The sequence below is a fragment of the Massilibacteroides vaginae genome (assembly GCF_900178525.1).
Lineage (GTDB): Bacteria > Bacteroidota > Bacteroidia > Bacteroidales > Tannerellaceae > Massilibacteroides > Massilibacteroides vaginae.
This window is the reverse complement of sequence record NZ_FXDJ01000009.1, coordinates 302,719-322,406: the sequence shown is the minus strand read 5'-3', so window position 1 is coordinate 322,406 and position 19,688 is coordinate 302,719. Positions and strand designations below refer to the sequence as shown.

General features: G+C 37.7%; 21 protein-coding genes. 4 read left to right on the top strand and 17 right to left on the bottom strand.

The features are described 5' to 3' along the window. Nucleotides 1-33 precede the first annotated feature (33 nt). From traM to B9Y81_RS09745, 14 genes are all read right to left on the bottom strand, one after another. Nucleotides 34-1,383 (bottom strand): conjugative transposon protein TraM, encoded by a 1,350-nt coding sequence (gene traM, locus B9Y81_RS09810; RefSeq protein WP_058699751.1) that lies wholly within the window; start codon nucleotides 1,381-1,383, stop codon nucleotides 34-36. After that, the gene (locus B9Y81_RS09805; RefSeq protein ID WP_058699752.1) at nucleotides 1,364-1,657 is read right to left on the bottom strand and encodes a hypothetical protein; all 294 of its coding nucleotides are present in this window, start codon (nucleotides 1,655-1,657) and stop codon (nucleotides 1,364-1,366) included. Before B9Y81_RS09805 ends, traM begins: the two co-directional genes overlap by 20 nt. A gap of 20 nt (nucleotides 1,658-1,677) precedes the next feature. Then, a complete protein-coding gene (locus B9Y81_RS09800) occupies nucleotides 1,678-2,115 on the bottom strand; it encodes a hypothetical protein (protein ID WP_058699753.1) in 438 nt (145 codons plus the stop codon). A gap of 11 nt (nucleotides 2,116-2,126) precedes the next feature. Next, complete coding sequence (gene traK / locus B9Y81_RS09795) at nucleotides 2,127-2,750, bottom strand: conjugative transposon protein TraK (protein ID WP_058699754.1); 624 nt, start codon at nucleotides 2,748-2,750, stop codon at nucleotides 2,127-2,129. Nucleotides 2,751-2,770: 20 nt separating this feature from the next. Further along, entirely contained in the window at nucleotides 2,771-3,766 is a 996-nt protein-coding gene (gene traJ / locus B9Y81_RS09790; protein ID WP_058699755.1) for a conjugative transposon protein TraJ, read from the bottom strand. Nucleotides 3,767-3,769: 3 nt separating this feature from the next. Then, nucleotides 3,770-4,402 carry a DUF4141 domain-containing protein gene (locus B9Y81_RS09785; RefSeq protein ID WP_058699756.1) on the bottom strand — a complete coding sequence of 211 codons (633 nt, stop codon included), beginning with the start codon at nucleotides 4,400-4,402 and terminating at the stop codon, nucleotides 3,770-3,772. A gap of 37 nt (nucleotides 4,403-4,439) precedes the next feature. Continuing rightward, nucleotides 4,440-6,929 (bottom strand): TraG family conjugative transposon ATPase, encoded by a 2,490-nt coding sequence (locus tag B9Y81_RS09780; protein ID WP_058699757.1) that lies wholly within the window; start codon nucleotides 6,927-6,929, stop codon nucleotides 4,440-4,442. Beyond that, nucleotides 6,926-7,258, bottom strand: coding sequence for a DUF4133 domain-containing protein (locus B9Y81_RS09775; RefSeq protein ID WP_058699758.1), 333 nt, complete (start codon nucleotides 7,256-7,258; stop codon nucleotides 6,926-6,928). Before B9Y81_RS09775 ends, B9Y81_RS09780 begins: the two co-directional genes overlap by 4 nt. A gap of 11 nt (nucleotides 7,259-7,269) precedes the next feature. Further along, on the bottom strand, nucleotides 7,270-7,575 hold the full coding sequence (locus B9Y81_RS09770) for a DUF4134 domain-containing protein (protein WP_058699759.1): 306 nt from the start codon (nucleotides 7,573-7,575) through the stop codon (nucleotides 7,270-7,272). 197 nt (nucleotides 7,576-7,772) lie between these two features. Further along, nucleotides 7,773-8,582, bottom strand: a complete 810-nt coding sequence (locus B9Y81_RS09765; RefSeq protein ID WP_058699760.1) for a hypothetical protein — start codon at nucleotides 8,580-8,582, stop codon at nucleotides 7,773-7,775. A 30-nt stretch (nucleotides 8,583-8,612) separates the two neighbouring features. Next, nucleotides 8,613-9,248 (bottom strand): hypothetical protein, encoded by a 636-nt coding sequence (locus B9Y81_RS09760; RefSeq protein WP_058699761.1) that lies wholly within the window; start codon nucleotides 9,246-9,248, stop codon nucleotides 8,613-8,615. A 2-nt stretch (nucleotides 9,249-9,250) separates the two neighbouring features. Then, nucleotides 9,251-9,523 carry a DUF3408 domain-containing protein gene (locus B9Y81_RS09755; RefSeq protein ID WP_176221477.1) on the bottom strand — a complete coding sequence of 91 codons (273 nt, stop codon included), beginning with the start codon at nucleotides 9,521-9,523 and terminating at the stop codon, nucleotides 9,251-9,253. A gap of 10 nt (nucleotides 9,524-9,533) precedes the next feature. Continuing rightward, nucleotides 9,534-9,938, bottom strand: coding sequence for a DUF3408 domain-containing protein (locus tag B9Y81_RS09750; protein WP_058699762.1), 405 nt, complete (start codon nucleotides 9,936-9,938; stop codon nucleotides 9,534-9,536). A gap of 12 nt (nucleotides 9,939-9,950) precedes the next feature. Next, nucleotides 9,951-10,718 carry a ParA family protein gene (locus B9Y81_RS09745; RefSeq protein ID WP_058699763.1) on the bottom strand — a complete coding sequence of 256 codons (768 nt, stop codon included), beginning with the start codon at nucleotides 10,716-10,718 and terminating at the stop codon, nucleotides 9,951-9,953. Between the two features lie 732 nt (nucleotides 10,719-11,450). On the opposite strand from B9Y81_RS09745, the gene mobA reads away from it, so the two are divergent. The 3 genes from mobA to mobC all read left to right on the top strand — a co-directional run bounded on the left by mobA (nucleotide 11,451) and on the right by mobC (nucleotide 15,300). Continuing rightward, nucleotides 11,451-11,894, top strand: a complete 444-nt coding sequence (gene mobA / locus B9Y81_RS09740; protein WP_058699764.1) for a conjugal transfer protein MobA — start codon at nucleotides 11,451-11,453, stop codon at nucleotides 11,892-11,894. Continuing rightward, entirely contained in the window at nucleotides 11,891-13,192 is a 1,302-nt protein-coding gene (mobB, locus tag B9Y81_RS09735) for a conjugal transfer protein MobB (protein WP_058699765.1), read from the top strand. The genes mobA and mobB overlap by 4 nt, the downstream gene beginning before the upstream one ends. 107 nt (nucleotides 13,193-13,299) lie before the next feature. Further along, nucleotides 13,300-15,300 carry a conjugal transfer protein MobC gene (gene mobC / locus B9Y81_RS09730; protein ID WP_058699766.1) on the top strand — a complete coding sequence of 667 codons (2,001 nt, stop codon included), beginning with the start codon at nucleotides 13,300-13,302 and terminating at the stop codon, nucleotides 15,298-15,300. 362 nt (nucleotides 15,301-15,662) lie between these two features. On the opposite strand, the gene B9Y81_RS09725 is transcribed toward mobC, so the two are convergent. The 3 genes from B9Y81_RS09725 to B9Y81_RS09715 all read right to left on the bottom strand — a co-directional run bounded on the left by B9Y81_RS09725 (nucleotide 15,663) and on the right by B9Y81_RS09715 (nucleotide 18,498). Next, entirely contained in the window at nucleotides 15,663-16,082 is a 420-nt protein-coding gene (locus B9Y81_RS09725; RefSeq protein ID WP_058699767.1) for a LytR/AlgR family response regulator transcription factor, read from the bottom strand. 240 nt (nucleotides 16,083-16,322) lie between these two features. Further along, nucleotides 16,323-17,531 carry a TlpA family protein disulfide reductase gene (locus tag B9Y81_RS09720; RefSeq protein ID WP_058699768.1) on the bottom strand — a complete coding sequence of 403 codons (1,209 nt, stop codon included), beginning with the start codon at nucleotides 17,529-17,531 and terminating at the stop codon, nucleotides 16,323-16,325. A 94-nt stretch (nucleotides 17,532-17,625) separates the two neighbouring features. Further along, nucleotides 17,626-18,498, bottom strand: a complete 873-nt coding sequence (locus tag B9Y81_RS09715) for a helix-turn-helix domain-containing protein (protein WP_058699769.1) — start codon at nucleotides 18,496-18,498, stop codon at nucleotides 17,626-17,628. Nucleotides 18,499-18,655: 157 nt separating this feature from the next. On the opposite strand from B9Y81_RS09715, the gene B9Y81_RS09710 reads away from it, so the two are divergent. After that, nucleotides 18,656-19,681: an efflux RND transporter periplasmic adaptor subunit gene (locus B9Y81_RS09710; protein ID WP_058699770.1), complete on the top strand. Its 1,026-nt coding sequence runs from the start codon at nucleotides 18,656-18,658 to the stop codon at nucleotides 19,679-19,681. The last annotated feature ends 7 nt before the right edge of the window (nucleotides 19,682-19,688 follow it).

Sequence of the window (19,688 nt, the reverse complement as noted above, 5' to 3'; positions counted from 1 at the left end):
TTTCATATTTTAATCTTTATATTTTTTGATTTATTAGCTTTTAGACACAAGAAACACCTGATGTCCAGCCTTCAACGTTACTTTAGGCGTCCTGACTTTCTTAGAGAAATAACCGGAAACTCCTTGTACCACACCACGACTCAAATCGCCTGCTACCTGCTGACCTGCCGAACGTGTCATCATAATACTCGTACCTGAAGTCTGGCTCATGTTAGCTGCTATTTCCGTCAGGGCATTCATTTCAGGAGAATAAGGTACATATAGTCCCTGTTGACCATCAATATCGTATATGGTGATATCTACAGGGATAATGTTTCCTTCCAGTTCTACTGAAGTCACCTTTAATTGCAATCTTCCATTTAGGAATTTTGCAGTAGCCGTTAACACCGTTCCTTTTGGAATGGTACGGTTCGGAGTTTTCGCATCTTCTAATATGCGAACACGAACACCAGTTTCTCCGGTTACTACCTGTGTTTCCTGTACTACAGCACGAATACTGTTTTTTGGCTGTATTACCTGCTCTGAAACACCTGCGGTGTAAAATCCTCGATTTCGGGTTTCACTCCAATTTGCCAGAAATGCACTATCTGTTGGCTCTCTGTACAATGCTGACACAGCACTTTTTTTGACAGGTGTAAATGCTACAAAATGTTCTTTTTGAGTAGTAGATGATGATGCAGGTATTGTTGTCGGAAGTTCAGAACCGGGAACGACAGTTGTAGGCTGAGAGGGAGTATTGGTCGGTAGATACTTCGCAGCCATCTGGTAGGACTTTTCCATAAGTGCCAATTGGGTTTCGACCGGATCGGGTGCCACCACGTCTTTTTCTGCTAATTGCTGTTTCAGTTCGTCTAATTGTTTGCGAAGTTCCTGTGTTTCATAGTTGGGTTCATTATAGAACGAACCGAGAACGCTTTGAGCATTTTGATAACTATTTAGTGCAGGATTACTTCCTCTACGTTGATTACCACTGAATAAACCCGTATTTCCCTGTGCCTCTTCAGAAAGATCTGGTTCCATGGAGTTTGCTGAATCTGTATTCCAATAATCAGCTAATGTGGTCAACCCATTACGCTTTTCCTGATTTTTCTGCTCCAACATTTCCAGCTCATAAGCTTTCTGTTTGTCCGACTGTAAACCTGCATCCGTAGCCTGTGGTACAGCATCGTTTAAACCAATATCCTCTATCTTGTTTTTATCTTCTGATGGTTTAAATATGAGCCACATACAGCCAACAAACACGATTCCCATCAAACCAAATATGATTGGTTTCTTCAACTTTTCAGTCTTATTCTGTGCATTGTCCTGCAATACATCAGGGTTTTCATTCGGGGTACCTTCCGTAACCCGAACTCCCAATTTTTTATTTCCATTTTCTTTCATAAAACTTTTCTTTTAAAATGTTTGACAATGAATCCAATCCTCCCGTCTCGGATTTCTTTTTCTGTATAACTGGATTTTCGATATGTCTGATCTCTATAGTGGGATTAGGCTTAGAGGTGTCGAACCAAACTTTTGCGATGACGATAACCGTTAAAAGCAGATAGCCCATAAAAAAAAGCAGCGTATATTTATGTTGTCTCTTTACAGGCAACGACCGCCAACGTTCATCAAGTTTGTTAAACCAATTATCCAATCTTTCCCTTAGTTTTTTCATACTTTAATTATTTGAGGTTATTACATTCTGAACCCTCTTTTGCAGGAAGAGATATGTTCTTTAGGTTTTTCAGTCACCTGGGAAATGGCTTCTTTTATCATGGGAAACGAGCTTGTTGTAAAGTTGGTTAGCTTAGATTGCTTCAATAGTTGTCCATAAGGATCTATTCTTCTTACATACATTTCCGTTTCCTGTAAATCAAATTTCCCATTCTCGTATTTTACCCACATATCACATTCAATCTTTGGCTTGTTTTCACCATTCCATTCGAGATATGTAGATAGATGCAAATGGCTTGCTACTAATGGTGCTTCTTTGCCTTTGCCCCAAGCCTCCAAAAATTCACTGATGCTATCCTTTAATTTGCCTGCATAAGAACTTTCAGTATGAAAAAAACCAGAGTATCCTTTATCAATAAGGGTTTTCACGAACGTGTCTAAATCAAGTAAGTGTTTCATGTGCTTAATCTTCAGCGTTCTATAACTTCAATATCCTTGTTTTCTAACACCGCAAATTTTTCTATTGTAAAGCCTTGTGGGTTATTGTCAGAGCGAACGGAGTTAACCAAGTAGCAGGATGTAACCAGGTTACGCCTTGTCACATTGCTTGACCTGATAATGAACTGTTTTGCATAAGTTTTAACAGCATACGGATAGGTATCAAAGTTGCAGATTACGCTGTCCACTTCAGTACGTTGTTGTACGTTACCGGATATGATACGGTTGTAATATCCTTTTTCGGACAAATCCTTGTAATAATCAAATGCCGATTTGTCGGCAAGATTAAATGCTCTTTTCATATTGCTTTCAATAGCATTCTTTTCAGGTGCGAGCGTGAAGAACAATTCGTGAAAACGACGGATATGCTCACGAGCTTCAACCGGACGGTTTATAGAAGCGTCCTGAGAGAGTGCCAACATGAGTGATTTGCCGTTATCCAACACATAGACTTTTTGTCGTTGCTCCTCCGCAAAGCGGTAGGACTGCCAAACGGCATATCCTACAACTCCAATGCAGAGTACCGCAAAGACAATAGCATACAGCCTTATCTGCTTAAAGCTGTTTTCGATATTTCTTAATGTTTTAAATTCCATTTCAAATGATTTAAATTTTATTATTTACCCATTAATTTTCCTCCGATATTACCTGCGGTAGAACCAGCACCGGCACCGGCAATATTTCCAGTTTTCATAGCAGTCTGGTTCACGTTACGCATAAAGTTTCCGGCACCTCCTGCCTGAATGATCCAGCCTGCGGCTGTAGGAACGGTAAAGTATCCTACGATACCGATAATCATAAAAATGATATAAACCGTATTTGAAGTGTCAGGGATATAGGTTGGGTCGGCAAGCATCTCTATATCTCTTTCAAGAATCAATGATTGTATTTTGGCAAGCATAGAACTGAACAAATCAGCCACAGGTAACCATAAATACACACTGATATACCGTGTGAGCCATTGTGTGAGCGTACTCTGAAACCCATCCCACACAGAAATAGCAAAGGCTATTGGTCCCAGAATGGACAAGACAATCAGAAAGAACGTCCGTATGGTATCTATGACCAGAGCGGCTGCCTGAAAGAGTACTTCCAGAAATTCCCGAAAAGCATCCCTTATCCATTTTTTCATTTGATACATACCACGTTCCATATACATTCCCGACATCGTAGCAATGTCAGAGGGTGACCATCCCAATTCTTCAAGCTTCCTGTCAAATTCCTCATTGGAAACTAAATAGGCGGTTTCGGGATTTCGTACCATAGCTTCGTATTCCAATTGGTCTTTCTGAGCTTGCAACTCATTAAGGTCAAGCACCTGGTTTTCCAGTATAGCATGAGTGCCCTTTACTATGGGACTGAGTACCGCATTGATAGTTCCCAAAACCATAGTTGGAAAAAACATAATGCACAATCCCAAAGCAAACGGACGTAGTAAGGGGAATACATCTATAGGCTCTGCACGGCTGAGTGCCTGCCATACTTTGAGAGCTACATAAAACAGAGCCCCCAATCCGGCGAGTCCTTTTGCTACAGCCGCCATATCGGCGGACAGAGGTACCATCTCATCATACAATGAGCGTAGAACTTCATGAAGATTATTAAATTCCATAGTTTACCAGTATTTTTGTTCAGGATTTCCGTAAAGTTCAAGTACTCTTTTGCTATTATTTTTCTTTTTAGCTCTTAGAAAACTGACCGAAATATTTTTACTGGTATAGTACCGTACAAGGCTGTGGTACTCTTTAACTTCTTTATAAACACGGTCGATGATATCCATACGTTCTTTATCGTTTAATGAAAGACTGGATGAGGAAACAATCTGCTTCAATTCTTTCAGTAGCTCCGTGCTTTCATTCAATAGTGCAGAATAACCATTGGCGATAGCAGCCAATTCTTGTTGTGAGAAATTCGGATCGTTCATCATCTTGCCGAAATTCTGTACATACATTTCAGATACGTCTCCAACAAGTAAGACAGTTTGCTGTACCTTTCTCGCATCTTTTACCAGATTACTGACCGCTTTCAACTTGTCGTAATATTCCTTACCTTGTTTATACACCTTTTCTACTTCCTTAAAATTTTTGACCACATTGGAAACTGTGGAAGATGTTTGTATGATTTCATTAGCACTGTTAAGAATGCCGGAAGCCAGGTTAGCTGGGTCAGTGACAACAAATTGTGCCTTGGCAGAAGGTGTAACAGCCAGTATAATTACCGTGAACACCATTAACATGATTTTTTTCATTTTATTGATTTTTAATTGATTAATAATTACCTGATTTCTATTTTCGCTCTTCAGCAATTCGTTTTATAGCGAGTTCTACATTACCGTCGAGTTCCTTAGCAAGCTGCATAACCTCCATTTTTTCGGTTTCTTCCGTAGTGTATGCGAGATATTCCTGCATGCTTACTTCTGTAGCATAAACGGCGGAGTGCGTTCCGCCCAATCCAATCCAGACTTCTTTGTACAAGCGTTTGGGGTCGTTGTTCATATTGATAGAAAGGATCTGAGATTTTTCTTTTTCAGTGAGCCCGAGCATCGCCTGGATGTCATGAAATTTATTCATATACTTTCGCTGATCGAGCAGTATTTTACAATCACTATTATTGATAATGGATTCTTTCACAATAGGTGATTGGATGATGTCGTCCACTTCCTGCGTTACTACAATTGCCTCTCCAAAGAACTTTCTGACTGTTTTAAACAAATACTTTATGTACTCAGCCATACCTTCCTTTGCAATTGCCTTCCAAGCTTCTTCAATTAAGATGAGCTTACGGATACCTTTCAACCTTCTCATCTTATTGATGAAAACCTCCATGATGATAATCGTGACAATAGGAAAGAGAATTTTGTGATCCTTTATAGCATCAATCTCAAATACGATAAAGCGTTTAGTCAGCAAGTCAAGTTGTTTGTCTGAGTTAAGCAGATAATCATATTCACCTCCCTTGTAGTAAGGTTCCAGAACATTTAGGAAATTGGCTATGTCAAAGTCTTTTTCCCGAACCTGCTTTTCTTCTAATACTTTGCGGTAGTCTCTCTGTACATATTCGTAAAAACCATTAAAGGATGGATATTCATCATTGATCTTAATACGCTCTATATAACCGCTTACCGCATTAGACAAGGCTACTTCTTCTGCTCTTGTCGGTGGCTCATCATCTCGTTTCCATAAGGTTAGTATCAGGGTTTTGATACTTTCTCTCTTCTCAATATCGAATATGCCATCGTCTGTAAAGAATGGATTGAATGAAATAGGATTATCTTCGGTATAAGTGAAATAAACACCGTCTTCACCTTTGGTTTTTCCATAGATCAGCTCACATAATCCCTGATAGGAATTACCTGTGTCAACCAACAGCACATGTGCCCCCTGTTCATAGTATTGACGAACCATGTGGTTTGTAAAAAAAGATTTTCCCGAACCTGAAGGTCCCAAAATGAATTTGTTTCTGTTCGTGACGATACCTTTTTTCATAGGCAAGTCCGATATATCCAAATGGATTGGCTTTCCCGTTAACCTGTCTGCCATCTTGATACCGAACGGTGATGGTGAACTTTGGTAATTTGTTTCTTCTGTGAAGAAACACAACGCGGGTTCTATGAAGGTGTAGAAACTTTCTTCAGAAGGAAAATCCCCGGCATTGCCCGGCATTCCTGCCCAGTACAAAGTTGCTACATCAGTAGTATTGTGTCTTGGTTTGCATTCCATCAAAGCCAGAGCACTACCGGTATCATTCTTAATCTGTTTTAGTTCGATCGGATCCTCAGACCATGCCAGTACATTGAAATGTGCACGAATGGAAGACAGACCATGTGAATGAGCCTCATTGAGATAGCGTTCTATCCATTCTTTGTTAATCTGGTTGGCACGGCTATACCTTGCCAGTGAATGCATATTCCTTGCAGACTTTTCGAACTTTTGGAGGTTTGCTTCGCTGTTATCTAAGAAAAGGTATTGATTATAGATGTGATTACAACTTAACAGTAGTCCAACGGGAGAAGCGAACGACAACAAACAGTCACTTCGGTCTGTAGATAATTTTTCGTAACGCGTATCAGCAGATACTGTTCCCGGTAGATCATCCGTATCAGATAAGGTATGTAAACATAATCTTTTGTTCCCTATACGAACTTCTTCAGACCCCAAAGCAATGTCCTGTAAAGGCCTTCCCTCATCTCTTGACAAGGTGAGGTACTGTTCCAGCAATCCTTGCTTGCCACTCGTTCCGACGATATCCTCTTCGCTCAGACGTTCCAGTTTTACAAAATCGCTATCATTCACTATCCTTTCAAACTGTGCCACAGCTTCCATAAAGCGATGAATGATTTCCTTATCCCTTATTTCTTTAGGGATAAGCACACCCTTGCAAAGTGAACTAAAGTTGCTTTGCATACGCATACGTTCTTTAGTGGTCTTGGTAAGAAACAAGTAACAATAATGATTCAGAAAAGGACGCTCGTTAAAATGCTGTTGATACGATTTTGCTAAAAAGCTTTGATCTTCTTTTGCAATATCAGGAGCGTAATTTTCTTTGATATACCAATCTTGTTTGTGAACGACTGTAAAATCCGGTAAAGTTTTGATCGCCTTGTGCCATGCGGAATGTATAGCTTCGTATTCTACGGAAGCAACCGTAAACAGTTCGGGCAAATGTACCCGAAAGCAAGCCGTAATGTCTGCATCTTTAGAGATGATGCAGTTGTTTTCCACAGCCAATAATGGGAACTTGCTTTCCAACGTAGTGGCTTTTGCTACATTTCTCATAAGCCGACAGATTTAGAGGTGAATTTTAAATAGCGATGTACGGGTTTCCGGCAGATGATATAACGTGGATGCCTCTTATTGGCACCCACTTTCATTAATCCGTATTCACCATACTTCTGGTTCAGAGAGAATGTCTGCCAGACAATAAGAGAGCCTCCTCCAACTCCAATAAATAGACACACATAAGAACTTACGCCTGCCATATACAGTATCATCACCAGAACAAGCATACCCAGTAAGCCACCTGCAAAAATGAACAGATACTGTGCTTTCAATCCTTTGAACTCGACTGTACGTCCAATGCCTTTATTAATATTGTATTTACTCATAAGGCAAAGGATTAAAGGAAGAATGAACGAAGAATAGTTGCAGCAACGATCAAAAAGATACAAGCTCCAAACCATGATGCCGCAGTCTTGCTTGTATCAGGATCACCACTACTGAATTTATTGTACACTTTAACACCTCCGATTAACCCGACCACGGCACCAATGGCGTAAATAAGTTGTGTGGCGGGATCGAAATAAGAGGTTACCATTTGCGTGGCTTCGTTGATTCCCGCAGAACCGTTTCCCTGTGCAAATACCCCAAATGCTGACAGCAAAGCCGCACCTGTCAGCAGCACTTTTTTTCTTTGTTTTTTCATCTTTAAAACGAATTAATTTGTTACGATTTCCTGCACCTTGCAGGCTTTCGGAACAAATGTGCGACGTAAAACAAAGCACTCTTAAAAAGTGTCGTTCAGTGGAATAACTTGGCTTTCAAAGGCTTTTCGTATGAAAATTGAGTATAAAAAAACGCCAGCCTTTTGATGGCTGACGTTTCGTTCTTTTTACAATATTCTCACATTTTTCTACCCTTTTTCCTTTCTGAATTATAAGGAGTATTCGAGTTCTTATTTTCTTTTTTAATTTTATCTAAATTCTCTTTGATTTTTTGAGGCACATAAATGTCTTCCCATTTTCCTTTTTTTGCTGTAAAACTCATTTGCAATCCTACTTCCATTAACCCATCTTTCAGATCAAATCCGTGTTGCCTATTCCATCCGATAGGATCCAGTTTTAACTCGTTTGGAAATTCTATTACAACAAGATTTTTTGGAATTTCTGTAATATTTTCATAGTCAATTTCGCCCATTTCTCTTGTCTTAGGATTGTAGGGAATAAGATATGTTCCAGAGCTATCATTAAAATAGTCTTCTATGTGTGAAAAAGCAATTCCATTAGAGAGGAAGTCATCTTTTGGTCTAAGTTTATCCATTCTTATATCTACATAGAAAGTGTGTCCTTCAATATCAATGGTGGGCAGCATTCCTTTGTTCACACGCAGGTCATAAGCAACGGGGTCAACCATGATATCATAGTCGTTCCTTTTCTTTATGACATCTAATGATAGCTTATATTTATTCCCCATCCCAATAGGATCTAATACGGAGAATTCGGGAATAGTGACGGTTACTTCGTGATTTCCCCATCCCGATGAAAGTCTATTCTTTTCAACGTCGTAATCAAAACGATATCCATTTCCTAAATATTCCATTTCATCAAACCGAATAATATTCGTTTCATCTTCTTTTTCTCTCAGTTCTAATTTATTCACATCCACAAGAAACACTGTTCCGTGGATATCAAATTCTTTCAGTTCTTTTTCCATACCTTAACGTTTTAAAACACAAAGGAGAGTCTATACAAACTCCCCAATGTCAAAATCATTAATATTATTTTTCCGCAAATTGGAAGAACCAGAGTCCATTTCTTTACCGGGAACACCACTGTCCAACAACGCTGCAATTTTCTGTGCAGCACCCTCCATTGAGTTTTCCAGTAGACTAAAAAGATCGGTTCCCTGTATTTTCTGAACTATTCCCACCGCTGTTTCCTTCTGAGCTGTTTCCAATTTCTCTTTTTGGAGCAACATCCCCACGGTACTTAGTTCTTCAAAGGTAACCCCTGTGGCAAAACCGTTTTCTTCCTCATAAGTTCCATACCCGTTCCATTCTTCTTCCTCTTCCTCCAAATCAGGTTCGGTATTAAAAACTTCATCTAGCTCTTCCTGCGGAATTTCTTTAGCAAACCCTTTTAGGGATCTTTCTTCTTCAAAATTATCAGGTTTTTCCTCTTTATCTTCAAGTTGTCCTTTAGTGGTATTCTTTGGCGGAGAAAGGCGTTCAATCGGCTTGGGTTTTCCCATAATATCTAAAAATTCTCGCTTTTGACTAGGAATTTGCTTCTCCTGTTTTGGATTTCTTTTGATAACCACCTTGTCCTGCAACAGCAGGACAATGACAATTAATAGGGATATAAGAATTGCTGTTTCCATAGCTATAATTTAGGTTTGTCGATTGCGTTATAAATGGCTGTGAGTTCCTCTCCGAAATCCTCAAAATGGTATTTCAGCACATTGTGTAGGTAATCAGTAATAGTCAGTTTACCTCCACCCATCATAAAGACGATAAGCGATAACTTTTCGTGAAACTCTGTACTGATATAGGCTGTTTTGCTATCTCTTGCCTTAACGCCTTTCGACTGAAGAAATTCAGTTTTGTACTGATCTATTCTTAATGTTGCTTTCTTTTTTTGTTTTGTATTTTTCATAATGAAACTATTATATAATAGGTTTATATCTTTCATTGAAATAGTCGGTAATATCATCACCAAATTCCTTGAAATGATGTTCAAGAATACTATCTATATATGAATAAAGAGTAGTTTTATCTTCCCGTGTGAGTTGAACAATGCGGATTAATCTTTCATGATATTCAGGACGGATATAGACTACTTTACCGTTACGCCCTGACGGAAAGCGATTGACTAAAAAGGTTTCTTCATAATCTACTTTTTTGGTAGAAGTCGAACGAGATCGCTCACGTGGTTTGCTTTCTTTTATTTCCTCTTGTGATTTGGGAATTGGTTTGTCAGGGACAGGCTGGTCACCGCTCATGATGTTCATCAGGTATTCCTCATCAACATCCGGTTTCTCAAAGTCTTTTCGTTTGTTATCTGTTGCCATACATCATCGGTTTTACAGGTGAATAATTTTTAAAAATTCCTGCACAAAAGCATCCATGCGGGTGGTTTTCAGCAATTGCGGTTCGGCAGGGAGCAGACTGGAACGGAATACATAATTTCCTGTATCGTCTGTTTCTTTTCGGAAACGCTTGCTGTCCATAATGCGAGTTTCCATAATTGGCAATCCCAACTCCTCTATGACATTTTGATATGCGTCGTACAAACCTGTTTTTTCCCTACCATCTACTTGATTCCAAAACAACCATATTGCCAGATCTTTGTTTCCGGTTTCTGTTTCTGGTAAGTGAAGAAAGGCCTTGGTAAAGCCCAATGTACTTTCTACCACCAGTCGATCTGCCGTAATCGGTGAAAACACAAAATCCATCGTTTTTAAAGTCGATAATACTCCCTTTGTATTTGCAGTTCCAGGAAGGTCGAAAAAGATAATATCCGGCTCTACCTTCGATTTTTCTGTCTGCTCAAATGCGTTTTCCAATGCGTTTTCCGCTTTGCTCTTGACGATGGTGTAGGCCTTCTTATTGATAGTCTGAAACTGCTTCATAGCAGCTTTCTTGTGATAGTCATTTTCCATGACCGTTTTTAAATCCCTCGCACGCATATTGGTTAAACTGTGTTGCGGAAAGTCGCAATCCATTACTAGTACGTTGTAACCTAAACGGTAGTGCAGCACACTAGCCAACAGCGTAGTGATCGTTGATTTGCCTACACCTCCCTTTTGTGTGTAGAAGCTGATTTTTAAAGTTTTCTTTGTCGTTTCCATTATTTAAAAATTTATTGATGCTTTTCTTTAAATCGGTACAGGCAAACAAAAACCTTCATTTGTACCTTTCTTTGTTCTAATATTTCTTTTTTACCTTTTGCGTAATTGCTTGTCGTTTTTCCCTTTTTCATTCACATGAAACCTGATTGTAAAATTTCAATCCGTGAAGTTTTGCAGGTAGAAATATGCTTTACTTCAGTTAAACTTTCTTTTCTGCTTTTCTTATTTACCGCTTTTACGTTTTAGCGTTTTTATATTTTTAAAACTTTATGCTTTTATTTTTTACAGGATTTGCACAGATACATATCTCTTTTTTTACTTTTTTCTTTACTGTTTTTTTCAAAGCTTTCTGTAGAACCTTGAAACAAAGAAAGCGATTAATAGAGGTGGTTTTTAAAGCGTTGTACACTTTGGCTTTTAACGGAATACTTTGGCAGTATTCTATATATCAATAGTTTATAAAATCAACCTTTACTTTGCAAAGGGGGTTTTTCTGACGGTTTGATAGAATGCTATTCCATCAAGAAAGGTAAAATAAGAAGCAGCATGAAGCTGCTTTTTCCACTAAATAGAATCCGTCCCGCAGGGCGGATTTTCTATTCACCAGAATAGAGCAAGTTATGTTTTGAGGCACTCGAAACGTATTTCGTGCCCCAAAACAACTTGCCCTGCCGGGAGCCGAAAAACACCCTCCAAAGTCGGGGTTTTATAAAATTTTAAAATGGATTTGTGATGAATGAGAACAGTAACAACAAACAGAACAAAGGCGGACGTAAGCCAAAGCTAAACCCAAGCACGCACCGCCATGTTTTTCGTCTGAATGACGAAGAGAATGCGAAACTCCTGTCGCTTTTTGAAGCGTCAGGTATAAGCAACAAAGCAAAATTTATTATTTCTCTTTTACTACAACGGGAGATTAAGACGGTTAAAATTGATGTAGCTGCTATGGATTACCATGCACAACTGACCAAATTATACAGCCAGTTTAGAGCAGTTGGTATAAATTATAACCAGATAGTGAAGATACTTTATCGCAATTTTTCAGAGAAGAAAGCCGCTGCTTATCTCTTTAAATTGGAAAAGCAAACCGCAGAAATGGCGACATTATGTCAACAAGTTATCCAATTAACGCAGGAGTTTGAAACAAAATACCTATACAAAAGCGAAGAAAAATGATAGCAAAAATTGGAAAAGGTGCGAACATGATCGGAGCAATTTCTTACAATCTGCTTAAAGTGCACGAGGAAAATGGACATGTTTTGCTCACGAATAAGATACCCGAAGTGCTGAACGACAACTACACTACCGCTTTTCTCAACCGCTATTTCGAGCCTTATTTGCTGGCAAATAACAAAACAGAAAAGCCTGTTCGTCACATTTCGCTGAATCCTGACCCTGCGGATAAGGTTAGTGATGAGCAGTTCAGAAATATAGCGGAGCAATACATGCAAGAAATGGGTTATGGCAATCAGCCGTATGTGGTATTCAAGCATACCGATATTGAACGCACCCATATACATATCGTAACCACCTGCGTGCAACTCAACGGTGCAAAAATACCGGACAGTTATGATCATCCACGTTCAATGGCTGTATGCAGGAAATTGGAACAGCAATATGATTTGAAGCCCGCTACAGAGCAATACCAGTCAAATAGTGACCGAATTTTTAAATCCGTGGATTATACCAAAGGAGATATAAAAAGCCAAATAGCATCCGTTACCCGCCACTTGCCCAAATATTATCAGTACCAAAGTCTAGGAGCTTACAACGCTTTACTTTCTCTTTTTAATATAACTTCCGAAGAAGTTAAAGGTGAATTACACGGTCAACCAAAACAGGGTTTAGTGTATTTTGCTTTAAATGAGTATGGACAAAAGGCAAGTAATCCGTTCAAGTCTTCACTGTTTGGCAAAGAAGCAGGAATGACCCAGCTTGAAAAACACTTTGAAAAATCAAAGGAAAATATGAAAACCAACCCTGCAAAAGAGGTGCTTAAAAATACTATTGAAGCTGGTATGCATACATCCAATAATGAAACAGATTTTAAGAAGCAGCTATTGGAGCAGGGCATTAATACCGTTGTCCGCAGGAATGATGAAGGTCGTATTTATGGAATGACTTTTATAGACCACGAAAGCCGTACCGTATGGAACGGCTCGCAATTGGGTAAAAATCTATCTGCTAATGTATTTAATAAATGGTGGGATGAACAGGCAATAGAAAATAGGAAGCAAACCACAAATGACAATACAACACATTCAAGCCGCTCATCCCAGAATAATACTAAGGAAGAGTCCGAAACACCACACGAGCTTTTTGATTTTCTGAACAAGGAACAACCTGCCTATAATGAGCCTGATCTGATAGAGGGGTTGGGCAGTCTGCTTCCCGATGTACAGGACGAAGATTACGAGGAACAAGAATTTGCCAATAGAATGAAGAAGAAAAGGAAACGAAAAAGAGGTAAATAGAAACATCAAACCAAACAATGCCACCGAACGCCATCGGTTACCGTTTATCCAAAACCAACCCGAACAGACTCTAAATTCACTCTCTGTCATTTTAATCATTACAAATTATGCAAGGAGAAGACGATTTAAGAGGTTTAGCCAAGATTATGGCTTTCATGCGTGCGGTCAGTATCATCATTGTACTGATGCACTTTTACTGGTTCTGCTTTGGTTTCTTTTTGGAGCGTGGCTGGACATTAGAAATAATAGGCAAAATATTAGCCAACTTTAACCGAACGGCGGGGCTTTTTGCTCACAACCTTTACACCAAAATTTTCGCATTGGTATTGCTGGCATTAAGCTGTCTTGGAACCAAAGGTGTAAAGAACGAAAAAATAACATGGACAAAAATAAACACCGCCTTGGTAATTGGTTTTATTCTGTTTTTTCTCAATACACCTTTACTAAAACTGTCTCCCTTTATAGGTACATCTCTCTACATTTTTACTACAGCATTAGGTTACATTTCTTTGATGAAGGCGGGTGTCTGGATTACCAGATTGCTCCGCACGAATTTAATGGATGATGTATTTAATAATGAGAATGAGAGTTTTCAGCAAGAAACCAAACTGATGAAAAACGAATATTCTGTAAACTTACCTACTAAATTTTATTACAAGGGAAAGTGGAATGAAGGCTGGATTAACGTAGTGAATCCTTTCAGGGCAACAATTGTATTAGGCACGCCAGGTTCAGGCAAATCATACGCAGTTGTAAATAATTATATTAGACAGCATATAGAAAAAGGGTTTTCAATGTATATCTATGATTTTAAATTTGACGACCTTTCTACTATTGCATATAACCATTTACTAAAACACCGAGATAAATACAAGGTACAGCCTCAATTTTATGTTATTAATTTTGATGATCCTCGTAAAAGTCATCGTTGCAATCCACTTAACCCGGTTTTTATGACGGATATCTCTGATGCTTATGAAGCTGCTTACACGATTATGTTGAATCTTAATAGAAGCTGGATCCAGAAGCAAGGGGATTTTTTCGTTGAATCACCAATTATTTTGCTGGCAGCAATCATCTGGTTTCTGAAAATCTATGACAGCGGCAAATACTGCACTTTTCCACACGCTATTGAATTACTGAATAAAAAATACTCTGATGTATTCACTATTCTGACGTCTTATCCTGATTTGGAAAATTATTTATCGCCCTTTATGGATGCTTGGCAGGGCGGAGCACAAGACCAACTGCAAGGACAGATTGCTTCTGCTAAAATCCCATTATCAAGAATGATTTCTCCACAATTATATTGGGTAATGACCGGTGACGACTTTTCTCTGGATATCAACAATCCGAAGGAGCCTAAGATTTTATGTGTAGGTAATAATCCAGACCGTCAAAATATTTACTCAGCGGCATTGGGTTTATATAATTCAAGAATTGTGAAACTCATTAATAAAAAAGGACAGTTAAAGAGTTCTGTCATCATCGATGAGTTACCGACAATTTATTTTCGAGGATTGGATAACCTGATTGCAACGGCCAGAAGTAATAAAGTGGCAGTATGTTTAGGCTTTCAAGACTATTCTCAATTAATCCGTGATTATGGAGATAAAGAAGCTAAAGTAATTCAGAACACTGTCGGTAACATTTTTAGTGGTCAGGTAGTGGGAGAAACTGCTAAAAATCTTTCGGAACGTTTCGGGAAAGTGTTGCAAAAACGTCAAAGCTTGACAATTAACAGGAATGATAAATCTACTTCAATATCCACACAGTTAGATAGCTTAATACCTGCATCTAAGATTTCTACACTTACACAAGGAATGTTCGTGGGAGCTGTTTCCGACAATTTTGACGAACGTATTGAACAGAAGATTTTTCATTCTGAAATTGTAGTAGATAACGACAAAGTTGCTGCCGAAACCAAAGCTTTTAAAAAAATACCAGAGATTTTATCTTTTAACGATTCACATGGAGCTGATAATATGAAAGAACAAATTGAAGCTAATTACAAGCAGGTAAAGAAAGATGTTATAGGTATTATTGCAAATGAAATAGATCGAATCAAGAATGATTCTAATTTAACGCACTTACTTAAAGACCTATAGATAAACTACACTTCTCTTAGTAGTGTTAATGCTCACTAAGCTTTTTTTCAACCTTTTAATAATACTGAATAAATAATTATTAGAATCATTGATGCACTATTCTGTTTAGAACAAGCTACAGTAAATAGAGGTATTTACTGTAGCTTTTAAATTTTTATTATATGACTTTGTTCTTTCCCTTTTTAATAGAAAACGGTTTGACATTAGACGAATCTATTTCTTTTGTGATTCCTCATTTTTATGACTGATGGAAATACAAAATCTGTAAAAAATAGAAACTTTTTTATACTGAACACAAAAGAGGTATATTTTAAAATATTTAACAACTTCAATCAGGCAAAAAATTACGATACACAAAGTGATTATTTATAATCCCCTCTTAGATTTCTCGAATTAAAAACAGGGAATAAATCCTCCTTTCCGAGGTATAGTTTAATTTTATTTAAGCTAGCAGCAAGTTCGTCCTTCTGAATGGGTTTCATTAAGTATTCTATACTTACACTATTATTACTAAATGCTCTAAAAGTATATTCATCATAGGCAGTTGTAAATATTATCGGGCATTTAATAATTGACTGATCGAATATGGAAAAACTAACCCCATCAGCCAAACATATATCCATTGTAATTAAATCTGGTGAATTGTTTAAATTTAACCAGGAAACTGCATCCTTAACTGTATCAATTATTTGCAAAATTTCACAGTTAGGTTCCAATTCTTCTAACAATCTTTTTAGGCGACGAGCATTTAAGTCTTCATCTTCTATAATTAAAATTCTCATACTGTTTATAGATAGTGGTGATTAATTAAGTGAAAATTCTATTGGTATTATTGAAAATTAAATAGGACCTATTAAAAATGATTCTGACTTAAAGACATTGCATACAAGACCCTATACACATTTGATCACTAGAAATACTTACATTAATTTGGTGTCATACGTACATGCTAATAACAATTGAACATCTTTGTCGATTTCAATCCCATTAACTTCGCTATATCAGCGTGAATTGTGTGTTGCTTATTCCGCTTTTAATTTATCCACAATGGTTTTGATTTCAGGTATAGCTTCATCCACACCTATATAACCAACGTTTTTGTAACGTATAAAACCATTCTTGTCAATAAAGAATTTAGCAGGAAGTCCAGAAATTTTATAGGCAGCTGAAACAGGGCTTTTTCCAAGAACCTCGTCCTTTAAATCCATGTAAACATCAAATCGGTTTCCCCTTGCAATTAGCATCTTTTTAGCATCATCAGCAGCATTTGGGCTTTTTTCTTGGGTATGAATAAACATAAAAACAACGCTATCATCGTTTTTGTAGTAATCTACGGCCTTCTGCATACCCGGGAAAGAGGCTATGCAAGGCTGGCACCAAGTAGCCCAAAAGTCTAAGATAACGATTTTACCCTTTAGACTTTTTAACGAAACGCTTTTTCCGTTTAAATCTTTAAGTTCAAAATCTGGAGCCAATTGGTTAGTCTCCATTTTTGCTATTTTTGTCAATGTGCTATTATGGTCCACAGTTTCCATAGAATCGAGCAGAAATTCATAGCGTATCTCGTCACCATATTTATTTTGAAATAACTTTCTTGAAGCATCTTTGAATCTATCACTTCTATTTGCCGAAATTTTCAGTAATCTATTAACTTCATTGAAAGCATCCAGCTGTTTATCAGCTTCGATCAGTGCGAAAGGATAAATTTCAGCATCTGCACTTAAAAAATCAGACTTGTCTTCATTATTAGGCTTTAGATACTCCAATGCAGCTTTAAACTCCTTACGTTTATAGAGAATCAAACCGTAGTGAAAGTTGTTTGATCCAGTTTGACCCAAAAAAGGCTTTACAAGTTCTTCAGCATCATTCAGCATCCCAGCTTCGATAAGAGCTCGAGTAACTGTAGATAAACTGCTTGTCTTCCAACTTTTATTATTAATCTTATTCATCCAGTAGTTTGCCTTCTGAGCATCTCCTGCGTGGGCATAAGCTTTAGCGGCTATGTATCGGCCAGCATCTAATATCATGGCATCTCTTGGTTCCGATGCAGACTGCTTTTCCATTTGAACAAGCATTTTTTCAATGCTAATTGGATCTGTTTCAGATTTTATTGCATTATAGAGGTAAGTAGTTGACTGTTCCTCAACAACAATTTGCCCAATTGCTTTTATTGGAGTAGCCATTACTACTAAAAGCAAAATTGTCACGATAATCATACATTTTTTTTCCATTTTCTTTTAATTAGGTTATCTATAGTAATAGACCACTAAAAACACAATTTGGGGGGGCAACTATCATTTTATTAATATCCTTCTATTAGCCTTATTAATTTTTTCTGTATTCATTTGGTGTCATACCTACTTGTTTTTTGAAGAATTTACCAAATGATGTGGCATCAGCATAGTTAAAATGTTCTGCCAATTCTTTAATGGTAATTTTTGAAGATTTAATAAGAGCCTTTGCTTCCGCTATAATATATTCAAAGACCCATTCGTTGACCGTCTTTCCTGTCTGTTGTTTTATGATCGTCGATAAGTATTTGGTCGATAATAATAGCTTTTCGGCATAGAACAATGTGTCTTTTTCATTCTTGTAGTGTTTAAATAAGAGCTGATAGAACTCCCAAACTAGTTTTTCCTTTTTTGTCAGGCCTTCGGTATTTAAATATGTATGGTTTTTTTCAATCAGCGCAAACTCGTACATGCCTGACAATAATGAATGCTGTATGATCTGTCTTCTGAACAAATTATCTTTCCGATTATATTTTTCAAGCAGATTATCATAAAGCTTTAATAATATATTATATTCTTCAATATCGGCTTTAAAATAAGACGTCTGTCTTGCATCGGGATAGAGATATGAAGCATCGAAAGCAGCGACGAACTCAAGAGATATTGACATATATTTCATCATAAAATCACTGCTTATTTCTTCTGGCACATATTGGATGATAGTGCCGGGAGAGAGTGCTATGACGTCTCTTTCAGATAGCGGAACAGATTTTAAGTTGACTTTCATATTACCGTTCCCTTTTATACATATACCAACAAGTAAGGAATTAATCTTTACCGGATGTTCGAGCGTTATTCCAATAATATCTTCACTTGTATCTGATATCGCAAAATCGTTCCTCAGATTATCATCCGCCAAATTCAGGTGTGAAACTTCCAAGGTGTAAATAGTTTTTTGTTTCATCATCACATTATCTTTTAAGACAAATAAACCATTTTTTTTCAATTTATCCGTCTATTATTCCAAAAATAGTACCATCTGACTATAAATTAGGAATGTGTGACCTTTTTAATATATGCTGTAGAACGGAACTTTGCAATGTTAAAATATTGAATTAATCGGTATGAAAATTAGAAACTATTTAGCAATCGCCTCTTTTATCCTTTTTCTCATTACAAGCTGTAAGAACAAAGAAAAGGAAATCCAAAATGAACAGCAGATTCCAGTAAAGGCAGTATTGATTGCACTGAATGATATTGACGGACAGAGAAAGTATATCGGTTCCGTCGAAGAGTCTGCGCAGACCCAGCTAAGTTTTCAGGTTGCTGGAAATGTAAAGCAGATACTTGTTTCCGAAGGAAGTAAGGTCAATGCAGGTCAACTCTTAGCAACTTTGGATAAAGGCCGTTACCAAAAGGCTTATGAGGTAGCAAAGTCCCAGAAAAAGCAAGCTAAGGATGCCTATCAGAGACTTAAGATTATTTATGATAACAAGAGTTTACCTGAGATCAAGATTATTGAAGCTCAATCTATTCTTGAACAGGCAGAAGCTGCAGAGTCTCTTGCTCTAAAGGATGTAGAAGACTGTAACCTCTATGCCCCTTACAGTGGAGTAATCGGGACCAAGGGTATTGATCTGGGTGCAAATGTAGCTGCTGGTATGCCGGTTTTTACAGTACTTAAAGTAGAAAAAATACGGGTTAAAGTTTCTGTTCCCGAGAATGATATAAAAGAGTTGAAAATCGGTGATGATGCAAATATCTACTTAAAGACACTGGATAAGACTTATACCGGAAAAATTATCGAGAAGGGAGTTGTGGCCAATCCATATTCCAGAGCATATACGGTTAAGGTAGATATTCTAAATGGCAGCGACGAACTGCTTCCGGGGATGGACTGTAACATTACATTTAAATCGGATAACTTGACAGGCTATTCACTTCCAATTTCTGTAATTCAAATTTCTGCAAGGAATGAACGGTATGTGTGGAAGGTCAGTAAAGACAATACTGTGTCAAAACAAACAGTGAAAATAGGAGAACTGACTTCAGATGGCGTGGTTGTCTTAGAAGGTATTGGAGAAGGAGACCGGATTGTTACCGAAGGTTTTCAAAAAATCTTTGAAGGATCTAAAGTTATCGTTAACTAAAAACTTG

Excerpts from the sequence above, each read along its gene's own strand:
- traM (WP_058699751.1), bottom strand. The coding sequence starts at position 1,383 with ATGAAAGAAAATGGAAATAAAAAATTGGGAGTTCGGGTTACGGAAGGT.
- B9Y81_RS09805 (WP_058699752.1), bottom strand. The coding sequence starts at position 1,657 with ATGAAAAAACTAAGGGAAAGATTGGATAATTGGTTTAACAAACTTGAT.
- B9Y81_RS09800 (WP_058699753.1), bottom strand. The coding sequence starts at position 2,115 with ATGAAACACTTACTTGATTTAGACACGTTCGTGAAAACCCTTATTGAT.
- traK (WP_058699754.1), bottom strand. The coding sequence starts at position 2,750 with ATGGAATTTAAAACATTAAGAAATATCGAAAACAGCTTTAAGCAGATA.
- traJ (WP_058699755.1), bottom strand. The coding sequence starts at position 3,766 with ATGGAATTTAATAATCTTCATGAAGTTCTACGCTCATTGTATGATGAG.
- B9Y81_RS09785 (WP_058699756.1), bottom strand. The coding sequence starts at position 4,402 with ATGAAAAAAATCATGTTAATGGTGTTCACGGTAATTATACTGGCTGTT.
- B9Y81_RS09780 (WP_058699757.1), bottom strand. The coding sequence starts at position 6,929 with ATGAGAAATGTAGCAAAAGCCACTACGTTGGAAAGCAAGTTCCCATTA.
- B9Y81_RS09775 (WP_058699758.1), bottom strand. The coding sequence starts at position 7,258 with ATGAGTAAATACAATATTAATAAAGGCATTGGACGTACAGTCGAGTTC.
- B9Y81_RS09770 (WP_058699759.1), bottom strand. The coding sequence starts at position 7,575 with ATGAAAAAACAAAGAAAAAAAGTGCTGCTGACAGGTGCGGCTTTGCTG.
- B9Y81_RS09765 (WP_058699760.1), bottom strand. The coding sequence starts at position 8,582 with ATGGAAAAAGAACTGAAAGAATTTGATATCCACGGAACAGTGTTTCTT.
- B9Y81_RS09760 (WP_058699761.1), bottom strand. The coding sequence starts at position 9,248 with ATGGAAACAGCAATTCTTATATCCCTATTAATTGTCATTGTCCTGCTG.
- B9Y81_RS09755 (WP_176221477.1), bottom strand. The coding sequence starts at position 9,523 with ATGAAAAATACAAAACAAAAAAAGAAAGCAACATTAAGAATAGATCAG.
- B9Y81_RS09750 (WP_058699762.1), bottom strand. The coding sequence starts at position 9,938 with ATGGCAACAGATAACAAACGAAAAGACTTTGAGAAACCGGATGTTGAT.
- B9Y81_RS09745 (WP_058699763.1), bottom strand. The coding sequence starts at position 10,718 with ATGGAAACGACAAAGAAAACTTTAAAAATCAGCTTCTACACACAAAAG.
- mobA (WP_058699764.1), top strand. The coding sequence starts at position 11,451 with ATGAATGAGAACAGTAACAACAAACAGAACAAAGGCGGACGTAAGCCA.
- mobB (WP_058699765.1), top strand. The coding sequence starts at position 11,891 with ATGATAGCAAAAATTGGAAAAGGTGCGAACATGATCGGAGCAATTTCT.
- mobC (WP_058699766.1), top strand. The coding sequence starts at position 13,300 with ATGCAAGGAGAAGACGATTTAAGAGGTTTAGCCAAGATTATGGCTTTC.
- B9Y81_RS09725 (WP_058699767.1), bottom strand. The coding sequence starts at position 16,082 with ATGAGAATTTTAATTATAGAAGATGAAGACTTAAATGCTCGTCGCCTA.
- B9Y81_RS09720 (WP_058699768.1), bottom strand. The coding sequence starts at position 17,531 with ATGGAAAAAAAATGTATGATTATCGTGACAATTTTGCTTTTAGTAGTA.
- B9Y81_RS09715 (WP_058699769.1), bottom strand. The coding sequence starts at position 18,498 with ATGATGAAACAAAAAACTATTTACACCTTGGAAGTTTCACACCTGAAT.
- B9Y81_RS09710 (WP_058699770.1), top strand. The coding sequence starts at position 18,656 with ATGAAAATTAGAAACTATTTAGCAATCGCCTCTTTTATCCTTTTTCTC.